The sequence below is a fragment of the Terriglobus roseus genome (genome assembly GCF_900102185.1).
Lineage (GTDB): Bacteria > Acidobacteriota > Terriglobia > Terriglobales > Acidobacteriaceae > Terriglobus > Terriglobus roseus_A.
This window is the reverse complement of the sequence record NZ_LT629690.1, coordinates 691063-710849: the sequence shown is the minus strand read 5'-3', so window position 1 is coordinate 710849 and position 19787 is coordinate 691063. Positions and strand designations below refer to the sequence as shown.

The following is a 19787-nucleotide window of genomic DNA, read 5'->3' as shown; positions in this document are numbered from 1 at the left end:
TATCGAGCTCAAGGACTAACCTCAGATTTCGAAAAATGAGACCGAATCAATTGAAGAGGGATAGGAGCCGTCCGAAGGCTAAATTGCCAACCAGCCTCTCGACTTCAACGATTTCTGCCACTCAGCCTCTCTAACGTCAAAGACAGACGACCTGTTTTCGACGTATTTCTCTCAGTCGAAGAAGGACTTGTCACGACGTGCGAACTTACGCGAGAGGTTGATTGGCAATCCTCCGTGGCGAGGATCGTTTCACCACACTGCAAACTCGTTCCTACATAGGCGCAACTCGCGTTGACACCTCAGCATGGACAAAAGACAAGAACGTTTATATCAATCTTCCTACTTGCCATACCGATAAAGTTCGCGCTATTGTCAGTGAAAATAAACAGAGCGCTCTCGTATTGCGAGTACAAGAACGCTCCTAACCGCAGCAGTCTATATAGGAGACATGCAATGGCTTCCCATACCCTAAATCCAATTCCTTCCGTCCGCCACTCCAGATCTTCTAGCGCCCATCGCACGCCCCGCAAGCAGAAGCTTGTGACAGCTATCAATGCTGACATCGCCTTGATCGCAGAAGTCCAAGCATATTGTGATGCAACGGGAGCATCGGTGCTCGACTCATTGAACGAAGCGATATCGGATTGGTTGAAAACGTCCGCCATGTCTCGCTTGGAATTCTTCTTGGCCAGGAAAAGTAGTACGCCCATACCATCGATAGAAACATTGCTCCTCGACCCTTCTGTGCAGTAGGTTCAACTGGTGAACCGTGACGTCCATTTTCCGGAGTAGTCTCTCATACCGCTACTGAGCTCTGAACCGATTTCACTTCGAAGAGATTGGACATTACTCCATTTGCAAAGGAGTAGCGGTATGGGGGGCCCTCGCAATAACTTTCCATGCCGCTTGGGGAACGCTCCCCATAATTCGGTCTGTACGAACCTTACTCAAAACGTGCATCAGCGATTACGCCTTCGCCTCGGAAACTAAGTTTCTTGTCTACACCTCAGATGTCCAGTCATAAACGTCCATAGGTTTCATCGCGGCTCCGCACGAACTCGATCTGACGAAAGAACAAATACATCTCTTTGAGCGTCGCGATGCTCTTGAGATTGTATTGACTGGTGATCGATCGCTCATCTTCAGGATTGAGAAGCGCGGAAGCCTGACGCACCTCAAAATCTGACCATTGTGCCGTAACGGAAACATTGGAGGCGGTAAGGCCTCCACGGAACGCGACCGAGACAGCGTCTTCATTGCCTGCTATGCCTATGCTCTTGGCAAGCTGTTCTGCAAGCGTAGCGGGAGATATGTCGGGGCTCCTCAGGCATGCGAGAACCCGGAATCCACTTCCCGGAGGAAACTCGTCTGGATGAGAGCCAGCTTCCTCAATGTAATATCCCACCTCTAGGGCCACGTCTGCTCTTGTTCCTTTACTCCAAAAGGAGATCTGGTTGTAACGGCGCGCCAACGAATATGCCAATGCTTGCCGGACAATAGCAGAGCGCTCCGATGCCAGAGCTGCGGAGATTTGCTCTTGATCTACACCTCGATCTGCGGCAACAAGTGCGGAGGCGTAGCGGAGATGCGGGTTGGAAGCACGCAAACCTCTGACCACGCTTCTCCGGTCAGCCCCTTTCCTCAGGTTGTAGGCGCTCGCCAAGCGATCCAATTCAGAGCGGCTGCTCACACTGGCCGTCAACTCGCGGTAAGCGGAACCCTGAAAAAAACGCGCAAGTGCAACTGAAGCCACCAGCCCTCCAAGCGCCGTTCCTATCCAAACGAGTTGGTTTAGAGCTTCAAGCCTTCGATAAAAGATCTGGAACCAGAGCAGCATCGCTCCCGCGAGCAAAACAGAGGCAAACAAAACCTGAGAGCCAACGCGAATCCACAGCTCACGCTCGGAGCGGGCCCGCAGGGCTTCCATCTCCTGCTGGTCCCGCAAACGGTATTCGGCGTGTTTAGCGGAGATCCTGTCTTCCAGTTTCGCTCGCTCCTCCGCCCATCCCGTGCGAATTCCACGCCAAACATCACGTTTGGCCTCCTGCCGAGAGAGCAACCCGAGACTGTTGTGCTCCAACTGCTGTTGCTCCCACTGCCTTTCACGGCGAAGATCCTCAATACTGCTTTGCAGTACCTGAATCTGTTTTTCGAAACTCTCAAGAACCTTCGGCGACGGAGACGAAAGAGATATCACCGGTGGCATATGCTTCAGCGCATTCGTGAAATTACCACGGAACGTATCGGCTCGGTACACAATCAGTTCGTGGACGAAAGGTAGCAGACGTGGTGTCACTTGGGGACTAACGTATCCCAATACCACCAGGAGAAAGCGCGCCGGATCCTTGTGGTATTGGAGTTTACGGATGAGATCCAAATGACGGAGCGCCGTATCGGCTTCGTCCGCGTAAAAGATGGCTTTGCTAACCATGACTAGAAGTCGTGGATGACCATCGGGCCCTGAGATACAGAAATCGATCCGGCTATCGTAGACCTCTGCCTCTGTAGTGAATGGCAGCGTTTGCTCCAGGATGATTTGTTTAATTTCGGCGCGGACCGAAGATTCCGTAAAAAACATCCGGCTTCCGGTAAGCAATACGCTCTCTACCACAACGGGCTCAATGAGCAATTCTCCCGTTTGCGCTTTGTCGAAAACTGCGGCGGCGACTTGAAGAACGCGACGTATATTGCCACCGCTGTACTCGCACATCCGCAGAGTCGCTCCCTTCGTGAACGGAAATAGATCGTCTTCACCGGGTTGTTCCGATATTTGATCGAAGGGATGGAGATACAAACTGATTACCTGTTCAATCTCGCTTGGGCTCCACGCCTGCAATGTGATCAGGTTAAGATCAGGTACTCGAGACTGGATGTAGCCCGGAAGCTCCCGCCAGGCCTTCTCGTTCCCAGAAATTACGACCATGCCGTTCTCGGCCGCGGCATCGTCCATAAGGTTCTGAATCCACCCAATATTGGCGGCATTCGCCTTCGCGTCAGCACTGTCGATCAGATTCTCATATTGATCGATGCACAAGATGAGGGGCCGGCCAGCACGCCGGAAAACTCGCGCAAAAAGTCGGAGCGCGGCGCGCGCCACTTCGGCCGTCATGGGGCCGGACACACCAAGCTGTCGAATCTGTTCCGCACTGACAGCCTGTCCAGTCACCCATTTGAAAGCGGTTTCTGCCATCGCTGGACTGGCCGAAAGAAACGGCAACGCACGTCGAAGATCTTCTCCAGCGCCACCTGAAACCTTCCGAAGTTCTTCCTCTTGGCGTTCTTCGATTTTGCCCCGTTCCACCGCTCCTTCAGCAAACAGACGCTGGGCTTGATCGGGATCCTCGCGAAGAGTATTGGCGACTCGGTCTGAAGTTCCACCGTGCGGGTCCAATTCCTCACCGGTCAGAACGGCTGTGAAACGTTCACCGATCCCGCGCATCGTCTCGAGATCGATGCCCGTCAACAGTGAAACGTAAATTCGAAAGAAGTCGGGACTGTCGGCGCTAGCGTAGAGCTGCACCGGCAACTGACCTGCCGGGGACCCTTTTGGGCGATAGGTCACGCGCTGCGCGTAATGGATAGTATGCGTCTTTCCAGTGCCAGCTTCGCCGCGAAGAGCCACGATTTGACCGCGCTTTTTCTGAATTGGATCAAAACGGTCAAGATATTCCTGGGTGAGCGTCACCAGTCTCGCAACAGGTGCGAGCGGAAGGGTCGGCGTGGAATCGAACTCTTTCTCGGACTCGGGAAGTTCCTCATCGGCAACGCTGAGTGCGCCCTGGTAAGGAAAAGGATTGCGGGATGGATAGAAGCGCCTCATATCGTATCCAGAATTTTTATCTTTTGTTCGATCTCCTGGTTCGCGAAAGCTAGCACAGTATCGTGGGGCCAACGCTTGCTTTCGTAATCCGTGGTCTTCAGCTGCAGAAGCTTACTAATTAGGAACATCACTCGTTTGACGGGGCGTTGTTTATCCGCCCAGGCCAACTCCATGTCCGGTGGGAAAGGAGGCTGGGTTGTCCGATTTGTCACCAGATCCCAACGCTTGTGAACTAGATGGCGAATGTCAAGACCGTTGAGCGGACCAATGCGAAGGACTTCTCTCTTTACAGGTTCCTGATAGCTCTCGAAAAACGAGACGACCTTCTTCTTTTCACCTTCATAGTCGCCCACGGTGAAGATACATACCGTGCGTGCCTTGGCAAAGACGGTCAGTGCCGTGTCGACCACCGCCGGAACACCGATATCTTCAAGGCACACCCCGTATCCATAGGGACCGCCGGCGACTGAACCTAACTGAGAAGCGATGTTCCGCGCGAGAGATCGCCACGGGAGGACATCGTCAGGCGTGGCCCTCTTCCGCCTCTCCCAGAATTCAGTGACATCAGGCCCTTGAACTGCCTGGTCCTCAATCTCGTCGACTAACAGACCCAGCCATTCTTTTAGGATTCCGAAACCATCGTTGTTTCCGAAAGACCGCTTCGGGACAAAGAAATGTGCGGGATCGATGCCGCGATGAAAGCAATAACGGGATAGCAGCCAATTCGCGACGGAGGATCGGCCACAACCATCCGCTCCTTTGACTAAAAGGAAGAGCGGCTCATCTCCTGCGGCGTTCTCTCTGAGATATGTATCTATCCGGCGCAGCTCCGAATAAGCAGGTACGCAATCCACAATCTCGTTGAGAAGTTCGCCATCGCTCGGCCTCATAAGAGGATTCAGTTCGCGAAGCTCAAAGGGATCTCGATGAAGGCCGTATTGGGTCAAGAATTCAGGAGGGGGCATCTCTTAAGCACCCAACATCGAAAGGTACATCGACAAATCGTCCGGGCGCAGGTTTGAGAATGCCCCAGGAGTCGACTTCTTTCCGCCAACCGTGATTTCGTCGCCTCGGAACAACGCACTAAGAAATGATTCCGGCCTGTAGTAATCCTTGCAGAGCTGCACTATGGCATCTCTACGGGCACCGAAGCGCGCGAAGGTACCCGGATTGTGAACATCGAACGTTGGAGGATCCGCCGCCAAACCGTCGAATGCAAAGAGGGCGTCCGGCATGCGCACAATCTGCGAATAAAGGTCCCCAGCTTGGACCTGAAGAACAGCTAGCCTCGCCAGCAAACTCCGGTCGAGATTTTCTATGCCTTGTGTCTGATCGGCGATATGGGAGCTGACGGCAAGGATATTAAGTATGCGTTTAATTTTCCTCGGATTGGGTAGAACGATGCTCTCCAGTAGGGAAAGGTGCGGTTTCACCGCCTCCCCAGGCCCGAATCTATTCATGAACCATAGGATCTGTTTCTTATGCAGCGGATAGAGCTGAAGGGGGAGTTGGACCATCTTTTCGATGTATTCAGCCCCAACTGCCAGTTTGCGCGACTTCTCGAACTGAAACGCGCTGTACTTGACCTCGATTCCGCGATCAATCACTTCCTTATCAACCGCAAGTACTACGAACACATTCTTCAAATCCAAGAAGAGCTTGATGGATTCCAGTAGATTGATGATCTCTTCAGGTTCACAACGATCCAGATCGTCCACAAAAAAGACCAGACGCGCCCCCTTTGCGGCGATGTTGTCGGCTTCCGCTTGCAGGGTGAGTCGGAGTTTTCGAATCTGACTCTCAACCTGTCCCTTATGCTCAAGGTATTTCGCTTCGAGCTTTTCCAGCTTTTCTAGCGATACCGAGTCCGCGGTAAGTCTCTTGAGCAGCACGTCGGCGCCAAGGCGCAGCAGAACATCTCCGATCTTCTTCGCTGACTCTGTAAAGCGATGCATCACATCCTCCTCAAGAGTGTCTTGGAGGGTATGTAGAAGTGGGATGAGGATATTTTTTTCTCCACGATAGACCCAGGGATTGAAATGAACGCGGACGAAACCTTTCGGATCTTTGGCTTCGAGCTTCTCATCGAGCATTTGAAGCAAGCTCGATTTTCCGCTGCCCCAGGCTCCGAAGATGCCAACAGTAAACGGGGTCTCTGCATTCGGGTCGGAAAGGATTTCAATCAGAGGATCCGTGTACCTTTCGAATGAAAGGTAATCGCGTGTACTGCCTACCGCTGCGTCGGAGAGAATGGACAAGGAGCTCATGGCAATGTGGACAGATTATAGCTAGGACCAGTGTCAAAACTCACTGTTATCTCCGGAATTTATGTGGAAGCGTGGCAGAAGGGGCTTTCGGAACGTCCCGAGGGGATATCCATTTGCAGAATTGCTTCTAAGTACTCGAGCCTCGGAAATGGGAACTTATGCGTGCCACTCCTTCTGAGATGATCTAGAACATATGTATCAATTTTTTCGGAACTGTCACTAGTTCTCCCGGCATCTCGCTGCCTCCTAATGGCAAACCCCTGATCAGTCAGACACTCGTCATCGACCAGGCTTTCGCGTACGCAGATGCCTCAATCTGGTTGAATACGCCGCCAGGGTGAACCAGCTTACTTGGCTTCCGATTTCACGCCCATGCACTGATCGAGGAAGGCGGAACCGAACTTGCACACCGATCCGTCAATCTCACACGCTATGTAACTTCATATAACGAAATGCCACTTTACGCGACCATTAGGTTCAGAAAGCCATTGGTCCGTCATTGGCTATCGAAGAAACTCACCTGCGCATCGCTAATAGGAGATGCACCCACAAGTTCAGCTTTCATCTTGTCCGCTGGAAGAATGCGAAGCAAATGAACCGGAGGTCGTGCCGAAGGGGCAAGGTATTCTTCATAGTCCTTGGGCTCTAGAAAAGTCGTCATTCGATTATGGATCGGCGCCATCAGTTCATTCGGCTCTCCAGTGAGTACTGCAAAGGTCTTCTCCCAGTGTTCGGACTTTGGATTCTTCCACAGCTTCCAAACTGCAGCCATGCCGAACGGATGTTGATCAGGAATAGTGAATTCCCATTTCGGTTTCTTTCCCCGCTCGACCTTCTGCCACTCATAGATCGCATCGCCCGGAAGAATGCAGCGCCCGGTTTGGAACGCGTCTTTCCAAAACTTCGAGTGATTGATGCCTTCGGAACGCGCATTGAAGAGAAGGCGATCGGGCAGCTTGAACGCCCAACGCATCAACTCGATCTTACGTTCGCCCCCATCGTTGGTGTAGATGACGGGCTGCATGGATTGCGGTCGCAGATCGTCGCCTTCATCAAAGACTGTCTCATCCAAGCCAGCCGTCACCTTGAAGACCTTGGCGACGCGCTGCTTATCCGCGCCTCGTTTGAATCGACCGCACATCAAAGATCCTCACTGTTGATCCTCTGAACTACTAGAAACCGTCGATCTGGTCGGAGGCCACATAATACGTCGATAAAATATCTGAAGTGATTTCTTTAGGGATGAGCTAACTTTGATCATGTGGCGCACCTCCTGCCTCAGCTTTATCCGGTCTTCGTTGACATACTTCAGGACAGAACGCCACGAATCACGAAGATCCTTTTGAGTAGTTTTGGGGTTGCTTGCAAGCGCGAATAGACTGAACACCTCGGCCCCCATCGAGAACAGTATTTCAGCCATTTTTCCTGCTTCCCATGCGTACATTTTGCTGATGGTTCCATCCCGCATTAATGCGGCGATCTGCGTCTCGCCACCACAACCATCCACGTATCTCTTTGCGTTTTCGACGATATAAAGTGCGGTACTGACATCTGACTCCAAATCATCGTTCGGAGACCGAAAATGAGCAGTAATGAAATTCCCTAACTCTCCACCGATGCCAATGCATGCGTGACTCGAAATAGCACCCGAAACGATAGGACCTGTCGCTCTGTAGAGATTTACCTCTCCATACGTGTGGAGCGCGAAAAGAATTTCAGCATGTGGTCGACTTGCGTCGTCATAGAGTTGCCACAACTTTTGATGGACAGCTATCACGGCATCTTCGATGCGCGATAGGACGGCATCGTGGGATTTGTCTTCGCTGCCCTGCAAAGCCGCCTGCCACATCGCTGCTACCAATTTATCTATGAGGGGTCCATGCCCAGCCCCTGTGAATATCATCCGAACTTGATCATTGACGTCACCGTTAGGCGGCATTATTACGAGTTTTGATACATCGAATTTCATCGCGCCGGTGGTCTCTTGGGAATCCGCGCAAAGCACCACCCCGTACGTGCTTTTGAACCCCGCACAAATTGTCACTCTCTAGTACCCCACTGCAAGAAAATGTTTGGCTTGGATTTCAAGGCAGAGGGCGGGGTTTTGTCAAAGGCTCATATAAAATTTCCCCTTTATTTCACAACACTTACGTTCTCATTGCACATCTGGGTGTGCAAATCCCACTTGACGATCCCCCACTGCAATAGGCGAATATATGGCGAAGACGCCATGCCCTCCTCCAACACAATCCGGGTACAAGTGGAGGCTGCCTTAGCCTCCCGAATTCCGTCTGCGTTGACTCCACCGCCGAAGATCGTTCGGCCTACAAGTGCGGTCGGTATAGCCACGCTCGATGAATTGCTCCGAGGTGGTTTTCCAGTCGGCGCACTCACGGAATTGGTGGGCGAAGAGTGTTCCGGTCGAACTTCGGTCGTACTTTCATTTCTTGCGCGTGTGACTGCATCCGGAAGAGTCTGTGCCTGGATCGATGCAACGAACACGTTCCATCCCTCCTCGGCGGCTTCTGTGGGGATCGATCTGAAGCGCTTGCTTTGGATACGTTGTGGTGTTCAGCAACGCATCGAAGCGCAGGAAACGAAGCAGTTCTCTTTACCAACTGCGTGTTTCACTCCAAAGGCTGTAACGAAAGGTCTGCACGGCGGCGGACATGGGACGCATCCACGTTCCGAAGCAAAGGGGCTTTCCGCAGCCGTGGATCGATTCCTGGGAGATGAAGCCGTTGCTGCTCGTTGCGCCGAACCGATTACGAAGCCACGTCCGATTCCGCAAACCTTCGAGCCGAGCCTGATCCCAACGATGACTACGAAACGTATAACGCGTCGTGCGCGGGCCTACGATGCGATCGAGCAGGCATTGCGTTCCGCGGATCTCTTGATTCAGACAGGTGGCTTCAGTGCGATCGTGCTCGACCTTGGAGGCATCGCACCGGAACACGCTGCGCGGATCGAACTTTCCACCTGGCATCGCTATCGTGTCGCGGCAGAACATACTCAGTCCAGCATCCTTCTCCTCTCGCAATATCCGTGCGCGAAGAGTAGTTCCGAGTTGCAACTTCGCCTGCATCCGATGGACGACACGAATGAAGAACGAACTGTATTCACGGGACTGAATGCACGAGTGCAAGTGTTGCGCCAGCGATTCGTACAAACACCTTCCAATGTCATCCCGATGCGTAAGCCTCCACAACGTGCGACAGAGGCGCGCTGGCAGCGACGCACGAGTTGGGTAGGGCCGAGATGAAGATGCCTTCCGAACTCTACGTATGCGTCTACGCACGGGAGTTTCCCGCGCAAGCCCTTCTGCGCCTTCGTCCAGAACTGAGCGAGAAACCGTGTGTGGTCTTCGAAGGAGAGGCTCCACAGCAAACCGTGTGTGCCCTGAATGCGCGCGCCCGACTTCTAGGCCTTCGACCCGGGATGACGAAGGTTGAAGTGGACACCTTCGAAGGTGTCACGGTACTGGATCGATCGCTATGCACCGAAGATGCGGTACGAACTATTCTCCTTGAGTGCGCAGGTTGTTTCTCTCCTCGCATTGAAGATCGAAGCGTCAACGGCATCTTTGTTTGTGTCCTAGATGCTTCCGGAACGGAAAGCCTATTCGGGCCACCGGCCATGCTGGCGAAGCAGCTGAGACAACGGCTTCGCGCAATAGGCGTCTCCGCATCGATTACTGTGAGCTCGAATCTTCATGCTTCTATCTGCTTGGCACGAGGGCTACGAGGCGGAATTCCGATTCAGGTGGTGCGCCGAGGTGATGAAGCGAAAGGCTTGTCCGGTCTTCCGTTATCCGTGCTGGACATGAGCGAAACCCAGGAAGAGACGTTTCGTGCATGGGGCATACGTACCGTGGGTGCATTGTCGTCTCTACCCGAAACGTCGTTGATCTCGCGCCTCGGACAAGACGGCAAACGTCTGCTCCAACTCGCGCGTGGAGAACGGCCCCATCTTCTGCAACCCATTGATGTGCCGTTCGTTTTGGAAGAAGAGGCAGATCTCGATTTTCCGCTCGATGATCTGGAGTCGCTCCTCTTTGGCCTCTCGACGATGTTGGAACAATTGATTCTACGAGCGAAGTCGCGCGTCTATGCTTTGGCATCAATCACGATTACGCTGCATCTCGAAGGCGGTGGAAGTCACGAACGAACTGTGAATCCCCGCGTACCGACCAACGACAAACAGCTCTGGCTGAAGCTGCTTCATCTCAATCTACAGGGACATCCCCCACAGGCTTCGATTCTGAAAGTTCATCTGCACGCCGAGCCAGGTGCAACGAACAAGGTACAGCTTGGCCTCTTCTCACCTCAGTTACCGGAGCCAGGAAGACTAGACGTCACCCTTGCTCGCATCGCGGCGATTGTTGGGGAGGGCAATGTAGGGCAAGCCGTTCTCGATGACACGAGGCGAGTAGATGACTTCCACGTCGAACCCTTTGCCATTGTGTGCACGGAACTACTTCCCTTCACTGCAACAGAGCGTCTGTGTTTGCGCACTCTTCGTCCGGCGGAACGAACTACCGTCGAGGTGCATTTGGGACGCCCCTATGAGTTCTACTTTCGATCACGTCGTTATGGCGTGGAAAGGGCCTATGGCCCCTGGCTAAGTGGTGGTGATTGGTGGAACGAAGCGATCTGGGGCAACGAACAGTGGGATGTCGTTGCACGATCCGCGGACAGCAGCTTTCTCGCATGCAGGTTGGCGAGGGATTTCGTTCAGAATGAGTGGCACGTGGCAGGTCTTTATGACTGATCGTTATATCGAACTTCATTCTGCGAGCGCATTCTCGTTCCTTGAGGGAGGGTCCCAACCTGAGAAACTCGCCGAGCGTGCATTCGATCTTGAGATGCCAGCCATCGCTCTCATGGACCGGAACGGCTTTTACGGTTCTGCAAGATTTCACAAGATCGCTTCGGAGAACAAGATCATTGCGCACGTGGGTGCTGAAGTTGCCGTCACCGGTTTCGGCCATCGTCTCGTTCCACCCGTTTGGCTTCCGCATCAACATCTATCGGAACCCGTTCGCCTTCCTCTGCTTTGTGAAACACGAGAGGGCTATCAAAACCTTTGCCAACTCATCACGCGTTTCAAGATGCGGGAGAGCACCAAGCAGGAAGGCTCCGCCAAGCTTGCGGATATGGAAGAGTACGGGCGTGGATTGATATGTCTTACCGGTGGCGACGAGGGACCGCTCGCGGCTGCCCTCATGCGAGGGGGAGAATCCGCAGGCCGCGAAACCGTAGAGCACCTCGTTCGAATCTTCGGTCCGAACAATGTCTACGTGGAATTGCAGCGTCATCGAGAGCGTGCGGAGGAGTGGCGCAACCATGCCTCCATGCGGATCGCAGAGTCACTTCGACTGCCTGTGCTAGCGACCAACGGAGTACGTTACGCAACCAAATACGACCGTGAGATTGCTGACCTTTTCACCGCAGTGCGCAATCACACCCGTCTCGACGATGCGGGACGCCTCTTAGCCACAAATAATCAACGGCATCTCCGTCCAGCAAACCGCATGGCAGCACTCTTTCGCGATGTGCCTGGAGCAATTGAAAATACAGTCGAACTCTCATCACGACTCCAGTTCCAGCTCTCTGATTTGGGATATGAATTTCCCCGCTATCCAGTACCCGATGGCGAGACAATGGACAGCTATCTGGGGAAACGCGTTGCTGAAGGTGTTGCACGGAGATATGGATCGAAACGCAATGCAGGCCTTCTCGAACGAGCCAAGAAACAGGTCGCACATGAACTGAAGCTGATTGCGAAATTAGGTTTTGCAGGCTACTTCCTCATCGTCTGGGACATAGTCGAATTCTGTAAGAGACACGGCATTCTCATTCAGGGACGAGGGAGCGCAGCAAATTCAGCCGTTTGTTATGCCCTTGAGATCACTGCGATCGATCCAGTGGGCATGGAACTGCTCTTCGAACGCTTTCTCTCAGAGAGTCGTGGTGAGTGGCCTGACATCGACCTCGATCTTCCTTCGGAAGAAAAGCGTGAACAGGCCATCCAGTACGTGTACGAGCGGTATGGACAGCTAGGGGCAGCTATGACTGCCAACGTCATCACGTATCGTGGCAAGTCTGCGGCACGCGAGGTCGGGAAGGCTCTTGGTTTCGACCCAGAATCACTCCAACGTCTCTCGGGACTTGTCGCGAATTACGAATGGAAGGGCCCAAATGACACAATGGCCCGTTCGTTCCAGAATGCGGGCTTCGATGTACAGCATCCACGCATCGCGAAGTATCTCGAACTCTGCATGAGGGTTCAGGACCTTCCACGACATCTTGGGCAACACTCTGGCGGCATGGTGATCTGTCAGGGAGCTCTCGACAAGGTCGTGCCCCTCGAACGCGCGTCAATGCCGGGGCGAACCGTTGTGCAGTGGGATAAGGAAGACTGCGCCAACCTTGGAATTATCAAAGTCGATCTCTTAGGGCTAGGCATGATGGCTGTTCTTAAAGACTGCCTGACGCTAGTGCCACAGCATTATGGAGAGCCACTCGATCTCGCGCAACTTCCCGAAGACGAAGAGGTGTATCGCACACTTCAACGAGCGGACACCATCGGCATGTTTCAGGTTGAGAGTCGAGCGCAGATGTCCTCGTTGCCGCGCAATCGTCCCGAGAAGTTTTATGACTTGGTAGTTCAGGTTGCCATCATTCGACCCGGTCCCATCGTCGGCAAGATGATGCACCCTTACATGCGGCGGCGGCAAAAGCAGGAAGAGGTGAGCTATCCACACCCTTCGCTGGAATCCACACTAAAGCGAACGCTTGGTGTGCCTCTCTTTCAGGAACAGTTGTTACGCATGGCAATGGTGGTCGCAAATTTTACTGGTTCCGAGGCGGAAGAACTGCGACGTGCCGTTGGCATGCGTCGTTCTTGGGAACGCATGAAGAATCTTGAAGGCCGTCTGCGCGAAGGAATGACGGCGAATGGCCTCGATACCGAGACTCAGGAAACTATCATTCAGAACATCAGTTCGTTTGCGCTCTATGGCTTTCCGGAAAGTCATGCGGCGAGCTTTGCACTGATCGCCTATGCTTCCGCCTACATCAAAGTGAAGTATCTGGCAGCCTTCACCTGCGCGATGCTCAACAACCAGCCCATGGGTTTCTATAGCCCTTCAGTGATCGTCGAGGATGCCCGACGGCACGGATTGCGAGTAAAACCCATCGATATCCAGATTTCAGATTGGCCGTGCTCTGTCGAACACGAGGCGGATCACTCCTTGTCTCTACGCCTTGGTCTCGGATACGTCCGCGGACTACGGAGTCAATGTAGTGAAGCTATCGTACGAGCGCGAATGCAGGCACGGTTCAGTTCGGTCGACGATCTCGTTCTTCGAGTTCCACAACTGAATCGTAAGGAGCTATCTCTGCTAGCAAATGTCGGTGCTTTGAACAGCCTGGATGGGGTGGTGCATCGACGGGATGCATTGTGGCAGATCGAACGAGCAGGTAGACCGGAAGGTCCACTACTCATGCAGCAAAGCCGCTGGCTTCGGGAAGAAGTCTCCGAGTCTCCCCTGCTTCCCATGACAGCGGAAGAACGGCTGGTTGCAGATTACGCCGTCAGCAGCGTGACCACAGGGCCGCATCCAATGTGGTTTCGTCGTCAGGAGCTTCAGCAGAAGGGCTATCTGCGCGCAGTGGATCTCGCTCATCGCCCGGATGGTTTTTATGTCCGAACTGCGGGCCTGGCGATCGCCAAACAACGGCCGGGGACTGCGTCAGGAGTGGTATTCCTCTCCGTCTCCGATGAGACGGGCGTCTTCAACGTCTTCGTTGGCCCTGAATTCTTTGAGAAAAACCGACAGGTGATCACAACAGCGAAGTTCATTGCGGTTGAAGGTCTCCTTCAGAAAGAAGGGCCGATCATTCACGTGATGGCCAGTTCATTCAAGGAGCTTTCGCTTGACGGAGCTTCGGGCCGCCTCCAGGTGACTTCCCATGACTTCCACTAATAACGGATCACACATCGGCGGATATCGGAATGAGGTGGATCAACAAAAACTTGGCCCTGCGCTGGTTATTACGGCGGGTCTCATCTTGGGAATGCGCACCATCCGGTGGGAAGCCACACACAGCGATGGGCTTGCGGGAGAAGAGTGGGAAAAGGAAGTAGAACATAGCGCCCGAGTCGCAAAGCGCATGTTGGGCTTCCTTACCACTCGATACCCTGACCTCTTTCAGTCGAAGAAGGTTCCCTGGTATGTGGCAACTGATGGGGACAACCCTCCATAGGTATCCCCCCAGTCAGTGGCTTCGTTGTTTAAGTCGAAACGATCTCAATGATCGCAACGTGTTAGGAAAGGCCCGCTATCCTCGCAGAGCGATGTGCGATCAAACACCAGATGGTCCCGATTTACACGGAGTGGCTCTTGTCTTCAACTGTTGTCGCCGCCCTCTTCTCCGCACGCGAGGAAAGTCGTGAATACAGGTCTGTCACTATACTTTCTGAACCGAAGCATTCTCGTCCAGCTTAGCCACGCGGTAAGAAGCACGAGACATGCATATGCAACAGAGATTCTCACGCGTACTTCGGTTCCATATGCATACAGCACGGAACGATACAACGGAAATATCGCGAATAACGAGAGCACAAAGAGAGAGCGCGAAAAGTCGGAGATGGCCATGAAAACGTCCCTTTTCGGGAATTTTCCTGCTACCCGAGTGAGACAGTATTCGAAGGCAGAATCGACATCGGCGAGCTTGCACGATCCTTCCCGCTCGATCTTCGAACGAACGAGTTCTGCTTCGTGAGAGCTCCAAAATTCATCACGGGCTGCATAGAAGAACCGTTTTCCCATCGTACGAGTGAACAAGACATTCCCTGCTTCTTGCACGAGGTTGCCCACTCCAAAGCTACAGAGCAACATTACCGTGAGCTCAGTTCCTTTTAGACCTTTGACTGTCGTGACCACTGAATGCATCCCGAAAAGCGTGGCCCATATTTCCATGATGAAGAACACGCCGGGCAAAAGAATCGCAGCGACGTCATAGAGTTCAACCTTCAATTTGGAAACTTCCATAAGGTTCCTTCCGAAATTGTCAATGCGATTTTTATAAATTGCAGTCCAAATTCTCAATGCACATCTGCCGAAACTGCATTGAGGGTGCCCCAAGATTCGTTCACAAGCTAATAGGCGTAGCACTCGCTTCAATCCAGCAAGCCGTGTTTTCTGTAAAAGCTCTTTAGTTCGGATCGGTTGGCGAGGGCTAGCCCCTTCCGGAGGTTCTGTGTGTCGTTCAGCAGTCCGAGATGTTCTAGGTTATAGAAGAGCATGGCTTCTTGAACCTGCAAGATCAGCTTGCCATCTGTCATGCAATAGTCCGCCTCGATAATCTGCCGCTGGTCATCCGAAAGTTTAGGATGTGGAACAATGACTGCGGCGATCATGTTGTGCCAGTCTGAATCAGAAGCTGGATCGATCGGCGATGTCCCCTGAATAAGTGCCTCTCTCACTCGTCCGAGCACGAAATCTCGAAACGCGTTCCTCTCATGGCAAAAAGCACGAGCGTGCCACCTACTGCCATTGAACCCGAGAGCATGCGGGCTGATATTTCGACAAGAAATGCTCGAACTACTGACGGACTGATACTTGATACGAACAATCTTCCGATCTCGCGTGGCAGCAAGAATGGTCCGAAGAATCTCGCCATCGACTGGACGAGCTTGGTCAGCTACTAAACCCGTTTCCGGCTTCCATCCGAGAAATGAGGAATTTTCAGCTTCGACGCCACTAGAAACTGCCCACAACCTGGTCAGGTAGTCGTCTGGGGACACCTTTAGCAACACTGGACTGAAAGATTTGCTCGCGATGTATGCACGCTCAAGCACGTCGTAAGTCGCGTTTTCTGGTGCGAGCTCCCGGTATCTTGCGAAATCGACTGATGCTTGCGGAATCGAGATACCAAAGAAGTCAACGAGATCTCCACGATTCACCCGCCCTTCCCACTGTAGGCGGAACTCGATAAACTCCAGCCTTCTCTCCTGCCCCCAGCGTGCTGGCGTTCTTTGCTTGATTTCCAATACGTACCTCTTTTCCACACTCACCATCTAGAAACTAGATGGGGTATAGTAACTGTATTCTAGTCGATGGAGGGACGACCCCGCCGCATTGAAGACGAGGCCAGTTCCGTAGGAGATTCCTGCATGGCAACTACGATCACATTCTTTCCCGTCGGAAATGGGGGGATGACTCTGGTCACCCTTGACGATGGCCGAACAATCTTGATTGATTGCAACATCACAGCGGCGGCTGACGACCCCAAAGACAGCACGCGAGACGTTGCTAAGGACCTTCGCGCGCGGCTCAAGAAGGACAAAGCTGGGCGCCCGTTTGTTGACGTTTTCCTGTTAACTCACCCCGACCAAGACCATTGCCGCGGTATCGAGAACCACTTCCATCTCGGTAAGCCTGCCGACTACGCCGATGACAAGAAAGCCGACAAGGAAAAGCACATCCTGATTCAGGAAATATGGTCTTCTCCTATCGTTTTCCGACGGGCGAGTGCTGACCACAAACTGTGTGATGACGCTACGGCCTTCAATTCAGAGGCAAAACGCCGCGTAGAGATCGCTCGCACCAAGAAGTGCGCAGGTATTGACGAGGGTGACCGCATTCAGATTCTTGGAGAAGATGAAAACGGTAAGACAGACGACATTCTGGAGATCGTCGTCAAGATCGACGAAGACATCACGAAGGTCAATGGGGTAACAAGCAAACTTTTCAAGGCGCGGCTTCTGGCGCCACTTCCGAAGTCCGACGATGACGAGGAAGAAGAAAAGCTCCGCAAGAATCACTCAAGCGTCATCATCAACATGGAGCTTGCTGATAGCGGAGCACGTAAAACGATCAAGAACTACATCAATGGCGGTGATGCCGAGGTTCTCATCTGGGAAAAGCTATGGGCAAAACACAAAAATACACCCGCTATCCTAGAGTACGATTTGCTCGAAACTCCCCATCATTGCTCGTGGCACACGCTCTCCTGGGACAGCCGTTCTGAACTCGGCGACAAAGCCAAGGTCTCTACCGATGCGAAGAACGCCTTGTCTCAGATTCGTGACGGAGGACGTATTGTGTCCAGCAGTTGCCCGATAAAGGACGACGAGTGCGATCCCCCTTCGCATGCGGCTAAGAAGGAATACGAGGGCATTATAAGTGACGCAAAAGGCGAGTTCTTTTGCACGGGGGAAAGCCCCAATGAGAAGACCCCTGAGCCACTTGAATTCACGGTCATGGACCAAAAACTAAAGAAGTCTGTCCGTGGCGCGGTCGTTGAAGCGCCGTACGTTATGACAAAGTCTCTGGTGGATGAAATCGCACGAAAAGCCGCATCATCGGAGCCTGTCTCCAAAGGCGGAGATAGCAGGTATGCCTGAAGGCATCGCACGGCGAATGCAGGAGGAAGGCATTGCGAAAGCGGATGCCTTCTTAACCTCAACTTGGTGTGCACGTCGCCTCTCCAAAGCTGAACTGAATAAACACGCCCCGCGTGAACCAATTGAGGGCTGGGAGTTCTATGTACAGCCGGAAGAGAATGTCTATCGCTGCCATGTCATCGTAGATCACCAGTTCCCGTACTCCCTACCTAAGTTCCTTCTGGCCGATGTCCCAACTTTTCCCTCATGGCCTCATGTCGAACCAGATGGGAATCTCTGTCTTCGGCGAACGAACCGCATTTTACGGCCCAACGAACCGGCTGATGTTCTCGGCGTTCTCTTGGGGCAGGTCGTCGATCTAATTCGCCGGGGTGAACTCGGTCTGAACCTGGAAGACTTTCAAGCGGAGTTCTACTCCTATTGGAACTTCAGTCTTGAGGATGATGCGGCATCGGTCTTCAGCCTGCTCAATGCGAATGCTCCGAGTAGATTTGTCCGTATTTGGCCGGGAGAGACACGGAGCATCGTTGGTGAGTCCGAAGCACAGGTTCTAACTTGGCAGCGCCATCGGTGGGGCAACAAGCCCCAATTCGATAAGACTGTCCCTGCGTGCCTACTCTGGCTCCCAGAGGTCCTTCTCCCAAATCAATTCCCTCGCTCAGCAAGCGACTTAGTGGCATTGGCCCGAATGGTCTCCAACGGCAAAGAGCTTCTGGAGCGCTTTAGTCGTCTCAAGCTGTCAACCTATTACTTTGTTCTGGGTGCCACTGGAGCTAACGGCCCCTGTTTCGCAGCTGTCTCTTCTCAGCCTCCACAAACTCCGGAGATCAGAACATTTCGGAAGCACGGAACTTTGAATGGGTTCAGGAAGGGCAAGATGCCGCAAGCGGTTGTTGCCGCGCGACTCTTCTCGTCTTCAGTAAAGGCCCAACGCCTTCGAATCGACCGCGTCGATGCAAACTGGATTCACGGACGTGGGCACGACCCGCATCAGCCAGTTCTCGCGCTCAAGCACGTCATCGTTATTGGTTGTGGTTCTGTGGGCGCACCGATCGCGGAGCAACTTACGAAGGCAGGCGTTGGACGTATCGACATAATCGATCCAGAAGCTTTGACGGCTGCAAACACTGGCCGTCATCCACTTGGCGCTGAATCCATCGGCACGAATAAAGCGATCGGAATGGCGGGCAGGCTGCAACGCGATCATCCTCACGCGACCGTACGTGGATTCGATCTCAGCTATCAAGAGTTCATCTTCAGGCATTTAGAAATACTGCAAAGCGCATCGCTCATCATCAGTGCCACGGCCAATTGGACGGCAGAGAACCTTCTCAACGCGCAGAGGATTCGCGGTGAGATTGACGCGCCTTTGATTTTTACCTGGACCGAACCGCACGCCTGTGCCGGTCATGCGGTGCTTCTCTGCGCGCAATCGCCATGCTTACAATGCGGCATGACGACAGAGGGTGCATTGAAGACGAATGTGACAATCTGGACGGATTCGCGGGACGGAGAACTGACGGAGCCCGCTTGTGGGGCCGTTTTCCAGCCTTACGGCTTCATTGAACTCCAGGCTACTATTTCGCTGGCATCCGGCCTTGCGATTGAGGCCTTAATTGATCCCGCAAAGCGTTCAGTGCATCGCGTTTCACAGACGACGACTGCTTTTCTCAAGAGCGCGGGGGGAGAATGGAACCCCAATTGGATTGAAGGATATGCAGAGCGGGCAACTGGTGGCTTGCAAACTGAAATCAACTGGGAGAAAAATGAGCAGTGTCCTGCCTGTTCCTCAAAAAGTATCGACGAAAGCTCCATTTCCGAATCCCAGATTGGGATCAGCAACTCTCCATCAGCCCTTGCGTCCTGAACCACATAGTGCAGCATCAGCAAACATCCCCTTTTGCCAATGAGGCCGGAGGCCAGCTTTTCGCACGTATCAGTCCTTCTTGCATTTCCATTCTGAGAGCAACTGGCCCGAGACCGACCGATCATCGGACTCGCTATGGCTACATTCCTGATCACACAAAAGAGCAAAATGAGATCAATGAAATGTTTAAGGAGGGTCTTCTCTTCATCGGTGACTGGCACACTCACCCTCAGAAAATTCCCTCTCCGTCTCGATCGGATCAGCTAAGCATCAGGAACGTTTTCAGGGGGTCGCGGCATCATCTTCCAGCATTACTCCTCCTCATTGCCGGAACCGAAGGTTTTCCTGCGGGTCTTCATCTTAGCTTCCATTCGGCGGATACAGACATCAAGCTCGAACCTATTTGAGGCGATGTAGA

14 protein-coding genes and 1 pseudogene are annotated in these 19787 nt (G+C 53.1%); 8 read left to right on the top strand and 7 right to left on the bottom strand.

Features of this window, described 5'->3' with window-relative positions; all coding sequences use genetic code 11:
• Positions 1-1018: 1018 nt before the first annotated feature.
• The 5 genes from BLT38_RS03220 to BLT38_RS03200 form a co-directional block, all read right to left on the bottom strand.
• On the bottom strand, positions 1019-3820 hold the full coding sequence (locus BLT38_RS03220; protein ID WP_083343890.1) for a BREX system ATP-binding domain-containing protein: 2802 nt from the start codon (positions 3818-3820) through the stop codon (positions 1019-1021).
• Positions 3817-4785 carry a hypothetical protein gene (locus BLT38_RS03215; protein WP_083343889.1) on the bottom strand — a complete coding sequence of 323 codons (969 nt, stop codon included), beginning with the start codon at positions 4783-4785 and terminating at the stop codon, positions 3817-3819. Before BLT38_RS03215 ends, BLT38_RS03220 begins: the two co-directional genes overlap by 4 nt.
• Positions 4786-4788: 3 nt before the next feature.
• On the bottom strand, positions 4789-6078 hold the full coding sequence (locus BLT38_RS03210; RefSeq protein WP_172838128.1) for a KAP family P-loop NTPase fold protein: 1290 nt from the start codon (positions 6076-6078) through the stop codon (positions 4789-4791).
• 505 nt (positions 6079-6583) lie between these two features.
• Entirely contained in the window at positions 6584-7228 is a 645-nt protein-coding gene (locus tag BLT38_RS03205; RefSeq protein ID WP_083343887.1) for an SOS response-associated peptidase, read from the bottom strand.
• Between the two features lie 9 nt (positions 7229-7237).
• Complete coding sequence (locus BLT38_RS03200; protein ID WP_156784994.1) at positions 7238-8056, bottom strand: hypothetical protein; 819 nt, start codon at positions 8054-8056, stop codon at positions 7238-7240.
• 261 nt (positions 8057-8317) lie between these two features.
• Here BLT38_RS03200 and BLT38_RS03195 point away from each other — a divergent pair, with 261 nt between their 5' ends.
• The 5 genes and pseudogenes from BLT38_RS03195 (at position 8318) to BLT38_RS03180 (ending at position 14357) form a co-directional block, all read left to right on the top strand.
• Entirely contained in the window at positions 8318-9349 is a 1032-nt protein-coding gene (locus tag BLT38_RS03195) for a recombinase RecA (protein WP_083343885.1), read from the top strand.
• Positions 9346-9795 (top strand): annotated as a pseudogene (locus tag BLT38_RS20855) (DNA polymerase Y family protein); the annotation flags it as partial. The gene BLT38_RS03195 and the pseudogene BLT38_RS20855, both read left to right, overlap by 4 nt.
• Positions 9796-9879: 84 nt before the next feature.
• Positions 9880-10857, top strand: a complete 978-nt coding sequence (locus tag BLT38_RS20850; RefSeq protein ID WP_231966902.1) for a hypothetical protein — start codon at positions 9880-9882, stop codon at positions 10855-10857.
• Positions 10850-14077 carry an error-prone DNA polymerase gene (locus BLT38_RS03185; RefSeq protein ID WP_083343883.1) on the top strand — a complete coding sequence of 1076 codons (3228 nt, stop codon included), beginning with the start codon at positions 10850-10852 and terminating at the stop codon, positions 14075-14077. Before BLT38_RS20850 ends, BLT38_RS03185 begins: the two co-directional genes overlap by 8 nt.
• Positions 14064-14357, top strand: coding sequence for a hypothetical protein (locus BLT38_RS03180; RefSeq protein WP_083343882.1), 294 nt, complete (start codon positions 14064-14066; stop codon positions 14355-14357). Before BLT38_RS03185 ends, BLT38_RS03180 begins: the two co-directional genes overlap by 14 nt.
• Before the next feature lie 143 nt (positions 14358-14500).
• Here BLT38_RS03180 and BLT38_RS03175 read toward each other — a convergent pair whose 3' ends face one another.
• Both BLT38_RS03175 and BLT38_RS03170 read right to left on the bottom strand, forming a co-directional pair.
• On the bottom strand, positions 14501-15145 hold the full coding sequence (locus tag BLT38_RS03175) for a hypothetical protein (protein WP_083343881.1): 645 nt from the start codon (positions 15143-15145) through the stop codon (positions 14501-14503).
• Positions 15146-15273: 128 nt separating this feature from the next.
• Complete coding sequence (locus BLT38_RS03170) at positions 15274-16146, bottom strand: helix-turn-helix transcriptional regulator (RefSeq protein ID WP_172838127.1); 873 nt, start codon at positions 16144-16146, stop codon at positions 15274-15276.
• 123 nt (positions 16147-16269) lie between these two features.
• Here BLT38_RS03170 and BLT38_RS03165 point away from each other — a divergent pair, with 123 nt between their 5' ends.
• The 3 genes from BLT38_RS03165 to BLT38_RS21085 are packed head-to-tail and all read left to right on the top strand — an operon-like array spanning position 16270 to position 19776.
• On the top strand, positions 16270-17502 hold the full coding sequence (locus BLT38_RS03165) for a hypothetical protein (RefSeq protein WP_197674920.1): 1233 nt from the start codon (positions 16270-16272) through the stop codon (positions 17500-17502).
• Entirely contained in the window at positions 17495-19369 is a 1875-nt protein-coding gene (locus tag BLT38_RS03160; RefSeq protein WP_172838126.1) for a ThiF family adenylyltransferase, read from the top strand. Before BLT38_RS03165 ends, BLT38_RS03160 begins: the two co-directional genes overlap by 8 nt.
• Complete coding sequence (locus tag BLT38_RS21085) at positions 19276-19776, top strand: Mov34/MPN/PAD-1 family protein (RefSeq protein WP_083343878.1); 501 nt, start codon at positions 19276-19278, stop codon at positions 19774-19776. The genes BLT38_RS03160 and BLT38_RS21085 overlap by 94 nt, the downstream gene beginning before the upstream one ends.
• The last annotated feature ends 11 nt before the right edge of the window (positions 19777-19787 follow it).